Source organism: Mycobacterium sp. UM_WGJ, from assembly GCF_000455125.1.
GTDB lineage: Bacteria > Actinomycetota > Actinomycetes > Mycobacteriales > Mycobacteriaceae > Mycobacterium.
On the sequence record NZ_AUWR01000007.1, the window covers coordinates 46,731 to 52,730 of the forward strand.

The window sequence follows — 6,000 nt, forward strand, 5'->3', positions numbered from 1 at the left end:
TTGATCAAGGTCATGGACGGCTTCCGGGTACTGGAGGTCGCGCAGTTCACGTTCGTCCCGGCGGCCGGGGCGATCCTGGCCGACTGGGGAGCCGACGTCATCAAGGTCGAGCACCCGGTGCGCGGCGACACCCAGCGCGGCTTCATCCGAATGGGCGGCTTCGAACTCGACCCCGACCGACATCCGCTGATCGAACATCCCAACCGCGGCAAGCGCAGCGTCGGCATCGACGTCTCAACCCCGGACGGCCAGCAGGTGCTCTACGAGCTCGCCGCCTCCGCCGACGTATTTCTGACCAACTACCTGCCCCGGGCACGGCAGAAGAACAAGTTCGATGTGGAGCACATCCGCGCCGCGAATCCGAACATCATCTATGCCCGCGGCAGCGCATACGGCGACAAGGGCCCCGAGCGCGACACCGGCGGCTTCGACGGCACCGCGTTCTGGACCCGCAGCGGAGTGGGGCACGCCCTGAGCCCCGAGCAGCTCGGTGCGCCACTGTCCCAGGGGATCCCGGCGTTCGGCGACTCGGTCGGCGGCATGAACATCGCCGGCGGCGTCGCTGCCGCGCTGCTGCATCGCGAGCGCACCGGGGAAGCCCTCGAGGTCGACGTCTCGCTGCTTTCCACCGCATGGTGGGCGGCCGGCGCCAGCGTGACCCAGGGCATGGAGACCGGCGAAGCCATGCGTGCACTTATGCCGCAATCCGGCGGCTTACCGGCGAATCCGTTCCTGGGCAACTACACCACCTCCGACGGCGGCACCATCAATCTGTGCATCGTCAGCCCGACCGGATACATCCGGGACACCTTCGAGCATTTGGGCATTCCCGATGCCGCCGACGACCCCCGCTTCTCCGACGTCCTGCCGCTGATGCAGAACGCCGAGGCGGCCGGCGCACTGATCGTCGACGCAATCGGCTCCAAGCCCTTCGAATACTGGCGTCAGCACCTCAAGACCATGAGGGGCCAGTGGGCACCGTTCCAGAGCCTGGTCGACCTGGGCTCCGACGAACAGGCCATCGCCAACGACATGATCGTCGAAGTCGAAGCCGGCGACGGTGGGCCGGCGTTCAAAGTGGTCCGCGGTCCGGTCCAGTTCAACCATGAACCGCTGGAGACGACCCGCTCCCCGCAGGCATCCGAGCACACTGAGATCGTCTTGATGGAACTCGGGATCGACTGGGACCGCATCGAAAAGCTCAAGGAGTCAGGCGCTATCGCCTAGCCGGCGCCGGACCTACCCATCGTATTTCCGGTCGGCGTCGAAATTGAGGTTCGCGATGGCGGTCGACACACCGCTGCCGATCGGGCCGAGAGTGTCGAACAGGCTCGCGCTTCCGGTCGCCACGCCCGCGTCGCTGTAGTGGGTCAGCGCCGCCAGGCCGATGTACGGGCCGACGGGCAGCCTGCTCAGGGTCAAGGTGTAGTCGGCGTTGATGAACCCCAGCCCCTTGGTGCTGAAATTCGTCAGCGAGGCGGTGACGTCGACGGCCATCGCCGCCCGGACGAACGGCGTCAGCTCTTCGCCCTCGACCAGGTCGCGGATCTCACGCAGCCACGCATAGCGAGGCCCGGCGTGCTGCCACGGGATGACTGTGCCGTCCTCGGTGCCGTAGGCCCGGATGAACATGGGCACCGAATCGTCCAGTCTGGCCGGTTCTTCCGGGACCGGCGGCAGGTGGACCTCGGTGGTGAAGAAGTCACCGTCGGGCTGCGTACCGCGGCGCAGGTACAGCGCCGAAGCACGGGCCACCAGCTCGCCGCCCTGCGTCATCTCGGCGTCGATCGCACGCATCCGCGAGCCGGAGCGAACCACCGACGCATCGACCCGCAGCGGTGCACAGGCCACCCGGCGCAGGATCTCGACGGTCAGTCGCGCCGGCTGCAGGCCGTCGTCTCCCACGTGCTGCTCGACGGCACGGGCCAGCAGTCCGCCCACCACCTGTCCCCCGAGGGTCGGCCCCCACCCGCCGTGCGCGATCGGGTTCGGCACCAGGTCGCCGTCACGACGAACCACAAAAGGAATCATGTCGTACTGCGCTCCAGGTAGAACTGTGCGGCACGGCGGATCGCGTGCTCGGTCGGTTCCGGGTGCCATCCCAGTTCCCGGGTGGCCTTGCCGTGGTCGGCGGGCGATGTCAGCGCCATCAGGCGTGCCCCCGTTGCGGTGAACGCGAAGTCACGACGCAGCAGAGCGCCCAGGGCGCTCACCAGGTGGCCCGCCACATGCAGGATCGACATCGGTACACCGATACGTGGCGGTGTGGCTCCGACCGCTTCTGCTGCGATGGTGAGCATCTCGCGCTGGCTCATATACCGCTCGGAAATGATGTAACGCTCACCGATCCGTCCGCGGTCTGCGGCCTGCAGCATCGCGCGGGCGGCGTCGTCGATTCCCACCACCTCCGAACCCACGCCACGCACGTAGGCCGGCATCCTGCCCAGCGCGGCGAACTGAACGAGCATGCCTTGGCGCGGCTGCCAATCCGGTGGGCCGTACGGATTCGACACGTTCGTGATCACGGCCGGCAGGCCGCGGTCGGCGACATAAGACAACACCACGCGTTCGGCCTCACGACGGGAGGCGATGTAAGCGCCGCCTTGGTCGGCCCAGTTGAACGGCGTCTCTTCGTCCACCGTTTCGCCGTTACGGCCCACCGCGATAGTGCCGATGGTGCTCAGGAACACGAACCGGTCCAGGTCGGCGTCGGCGGCCACCTCCACGACGTTGCGCAGCCCCTCGACGTTGGTGCGGAACAACGGCGCGGGGTCGCGGAGTTCAGCCCTGGTGTCGACGACGCAGTAATACACGACGTCACGATCCGCCATGGCCGCGGCGACGGCCTCAGTGTCGAAGATGTCGCCATAGTGCCGCTGAATGTCGAGTCCGTCGATCCCCTGGGTAGAACTCGAACGGCGTAACAGCACCCGCACATCGTCACCGCGGGCGACCAGGTGGCGGGTGACGCAGGCACCGACGTTTCCGCTGGCGCCCATGACGAGCGCACGCCGCCGATCGACCGCCGACTCATCGTTCGAAGTCATCCCCGGGCCCCTTACCGTGACCGTCGGGCACTGGGAGAACCCCGCTGGTCAACTCGCGCCATCGTACATTACTGTAAGCATTACAGTTAATAGACCCATTGCGGGGAGGTCCCATGCAGAAGGCGCTAGCTCCCGACATCTCGACCTGGCCGGAGGTAAGCCCACAGCTGGTCGGCAGTCGCTGCGCGGACTGCGACGCCACGGTCTTTCCGGCCCAGCCGCGCTGCCCGAGCTGCAGCGGCGACAAGATGAGCCGGGAACTGCTGCCGCGCACCGGAACCCTGGTGGCCTGGACCACCCAGGGCTTTCCGCCTGGGGCGCCGTATCTGGGCCCCACCGGAAAGGACTTCGTGCCGTACGGCGTGGGTCTGGTACAGCTCGGCGATGTCATCCGGGTCGAAGGCCGCCTCACCGAGAACGACCCGGACACACTGGAATTCGGCATGCCGGTTGAGTTGGTCATGGTGCCGTTCACCTCCGACGCCGAGGGCAACGAGATCATCACCTTCGCCTTCCGGCCGGTTTAGGAGATCGGCAATGGCCAATGAGGTAGCGATCATCGGAGTCGGGCTGCACCCGTTCGGGCGCTTCGAGGGCAAGTCTGCGATGGCGATGGGGGTCGACGCCATCTTCGCCGCGGTCGCCGACGCGCGGGTGGACTGGAAAGACATCGGCGCCGCCACCGGCGGCAGCTGGACGGTGGCCAACCCGGACGCGATCGTCGGGATGGTCGGGCTGTCGGGCATCCCGTTCACCAACGTGTTCAACGCGTGTGCCACCGCGGCCAGCGCGGTCAAGGTCTGCGCGGACGGTATCGCGCTGGGCGACTACGACATCGGCATTGCCGTCGGCCTGGACAAACACCCCCGCGGGGCGTTCACCGAAGACCCGGCGCTGGTCGGGATGCCGCGGTGGTACGCGGAGAACGGCCAGTATCTGACCACCCAGTTCTTCGGCATGAAGGCCAATCGTTACCTGCATGATCACGGCATCTCCCAGCAGACGCTGGCCAAGGTCGCCGCCAAGAACTTCCGCAACGGCGCGTTGAACCCCAACGCCTTCCGGCGCAAGCCGATCTCCGAGGAGGACATCCTGGGCTCGGCGATGCTGAACTACCCGCTGACCCAGTACATGTTCTGCGCCCCCGACGAGGGCGCGGCGGCGGTGGTGATGTGCCGCGCCGACATCGCGCACCGCTACACCGACAAGCCGGTGTACCTGCGCGCGGTGGAGGTCCGCACCCGGCGCTACGGCGCCTACGAGGTGAACACCACCTTCGCCCCGGTCACCGAGGACGTGGCTCCCACCGTGTACGCCGCCCGCGCCGCCTTCGAAAAGGCCGGTGTCGCACCCAAAGACGTCGACGTGATCCAGTTGCAGGACACCGATGCCGGGGCCGAGGTCATCCACATGGCCGAGTGCGGCTTCTGCGCCGACGGCGACCAGGAGAAGCTGCTCGCCGACGGCGCGACCGAGATCAGCGGGCCACTGCCGGTCAACACCGACGGCGGCCTGATCGCCAACGGCGAACCGATCGGCGCCTCGGGACTGCGCCAGATTCACGAGCTGGTCCGCCAGCTACGCGGTGAAGCGGGCGATCGCCAGGTGCCGGGCGAGCCGAAGGTGGGGTTCGCCCAGCTCTACGGCGCACCGGGCACCGCTGCGGCCACCATCCTGACCCGCTAGCAGCAAGGACCACGCCATGAGTCAGTTCCGTGACGCACCGATCTTCGATGCCGACCAACACATGTACGAAACCCCCGAGGCACTGACCAAACACCTGCCGGAGAAGTACGCGCGGGCAGTCCAATTCGCCCAGATCGGCCGTCAGACCCGGATCATCATCAACGGCAAGGTGAGCGACTTCATCCCCAACCCCACCTTCGAGCGGGTCGCCGCGCCGGGTGCACACGAGAAGTTCTTCGCCGGGGAGAACACCGAGGGCCTGACTCTGCGCGAGATGCAAGGCCCCGCCATCGAAGCACCGGCGGCCACCCGCAACCCCACGGACCGGGTCGCCGAACTTGACCGCCAGGGCGTCACCGAAGCGTTGAACTACCCCACGCTGGCCAGCCTGGTCGAGCACTCCAGTGCCGACGACCCCGAGCTCACCTTGGCCATCATCCACGCGTTGAACCAGTGGATGGCCGAACACTGGACCTATAACTACGGCGGCCGGGTGTTCTCCACGCCGATCATCAACCTCTCCGAAGTCGAGGGCGCCCAGCGGGAACTGGAGTACATCCTCAGCCAGGGTGCAGCGGTGGCGCTGATCAAACCCGGACCGGTCAACGGTATCCACGGTTGGCGCTCCCCGGCGCTGCCGGAGTTCGACCCATTCTGGCGTGATGTGGAATCTGCCGGCCTACCCATCGTGCTGCATGCCAGCTTCCCGCCGCTGGACGACTACGTCGGCCGCTGGGAACCGCCCTACACGCAGAACTTCATGACTCAGAGCGCATTCCGCTGGATGGTGTTGGGGCACCGGGAGATCGCTGACATGATCACCGCGCTGATCTGCCATGGCACCCTGACCCGCTTCCCCAAGCTGCGCATCGCCAGCGTCGAGAACGGCAGTTCCTGGATCCGGCCGCTCTTCGATGACTTCGGGGACCTCTACAAGAAGATGCCGCAGAACTTCCCGGAGCATCCGCACGACGTGTTCCGGCGCAACATCTGGGTCAGCCCGTTCTGGGAGGGCGCCGTCTCCGATGTGGTGGAGACCGTCGGCTGGGACAAGGTGCTGTTCGGGTCGGACTATCCGCATCCCGAGGGGCTGGCCGAGCCGAATGGATTCTGGAAGTACGCCGAGGGCATGGACGTCCGGCGGACCTATGACTTCATGGGTGACAACGCTCGCCGGTTCATGGGACGCCCGCTGGCGAACCCGGATCCGGCCGCGCTCACGCCACCGGAGCTCGCCGACGCCTGACGTTCGTTGACGCTGCGTTCA

The 6,000-nt window shown here is 66.8% G+C and carries 6 protein-coding genes; 4 read left to right on the top strand and 2 right to left on the bottom strand.

Annotated features, from left to right (window positions below):
* Positions 1 to 12: 12 nt before the first annotated feature.
* Positions 13 to 1,227, top strand: a complete 1,215-nt coding sequence (locus N416_RS0101865) for a CaiB/BaiF CoA-transferase family protein (RefSeq protein ID WP_024440438.1) — start codon at positions 13 to 15, stop codon at positions 1,225 to 1,227.
* Between the two features lie 12 nt (positions 1,228 to 1,239).
* Here N416_RS0101865 and N416_RS0101870 read toward each other — a convergent pair whose 3' ends face one another.
* Both N416_RS0101870 and N416_RS0101875 read right to left on the bottom strand, forming a co-directional pair.
* Positions 1,240 to 2,031, bottom strand: coding sequence for a thioesterase family protein (locus N416_RS0101870; protein WP_024440439.1), 792 nt, complete (start codon positions 2,029 to 2,031; stop codon positions 1,240 to 1,242).
* Positions 2,028 to 3,047, bottom strand: coding sequence for an NAD-dependent epimerase/dehydratase family protein (locus tag N416_RS0101875; protein WP_024440440.1), 1,020 nt, complete (start codon positions 3,045 to 3,047; stop codon positions 2,028 to 2,030). Before N416_RS0101875 ends, N416_RS0101870 begins: the two co-directional genes overlap by 4 nt.
* 113 nt (positions 3,048 to 3,160) lie before the next feature.
* Here N416_RS0101875 and N416_RS0101880 point away from each other — a divergent pair, with 113 nt between their 5' ends.
* From N416_RS0101880 to N416_RS0101890, 3 genes are read left to right on the top strand one after another with little or no spacing between them, the layout of a single operon-like run.
* Positions 3,161 to 3,574, top strand: coding sequence for a Zn-ribbon domain-containing OB-fold protein (locus tag N416_RS0101880; protein ID WP_024440441.1), 414 nt, complete (start codon positions 3,161 to 3,163; stop codon positions 3,572 to 3,574).
* 10 nt (positions 3,575 to 3,584) lie between these two features.
* The gene (locus tag N416_RS0101885; RefSeq protein ID WP_024440442.1) at positions 3,585 to 4,733 is read left to right on the top strand and encodes a thiolase family protein; all 1,149 of its coding nucleotides are present in this window, start codon (positions 3,585 to 3,587) and stop codon (positions 4,731 to 4,733) included.
* A gap of 16 nt (positions 4,734 to 4,749) precedes the next feature.
* Entirely contained in the window at positions 4,750 to 5,979 is a 1,230-nt protein-coding gene (locus N416_RS0101890) for an amidohydrolase family protein (RefSeq protein WP_024440443.1), read from the top strand.
* The last annotated feature ends 21 nt before the right edge of the window (positions 5,980 to 6,000 follow it).

Excerpts from the sequence above, each read along its gene's own strand:
- N416_RS0101885 (WP_024440442.1), top strand. The coding sequence starts at position 3,585 with ATGGCCAATGAGGTAGCGATCATCGGAGTCGGGCTGCACCCGTTCGGG.
- N416_RS0101890 (WP_024440443.1), top strand. The coding sequence starts at position 4,750 with ATGAGTCAGTTCCGTGACGCACCGATCTTCGATGCCGACCAACACATG.
- N416_RS0101865 (WP_024440438.1), top strand. The coding sequence starts at position 13 with ATGGACGGCTTCCGGGTACTGGAGGTCGCGCAGTTCACGTTCGTCCCG.
- N416_RS0101875 (WP_024440440.1), bottom strand. The coding sequence starts at position 3,047 with ATGACTTCGAACGATGAGTCGGCGGTCGATCGGCGGCGTGCGCTCGTC.
- N416_RS0101880 (WP_024440441.1), top strand. The coding sequence starts at position 3,161 with ATGCAGAAGGCGCTAGCTCCCGACATCTCGACCTGGCCGGAGGTAAGC.
- N416_RS0101870 (WP_024440439.1), bottom strand. The coding sequence starts at position 2,031 with ATGATTCCTTTTGTGGTTCGTCGTGACGGCGACCTGGTGCCGAACCCG.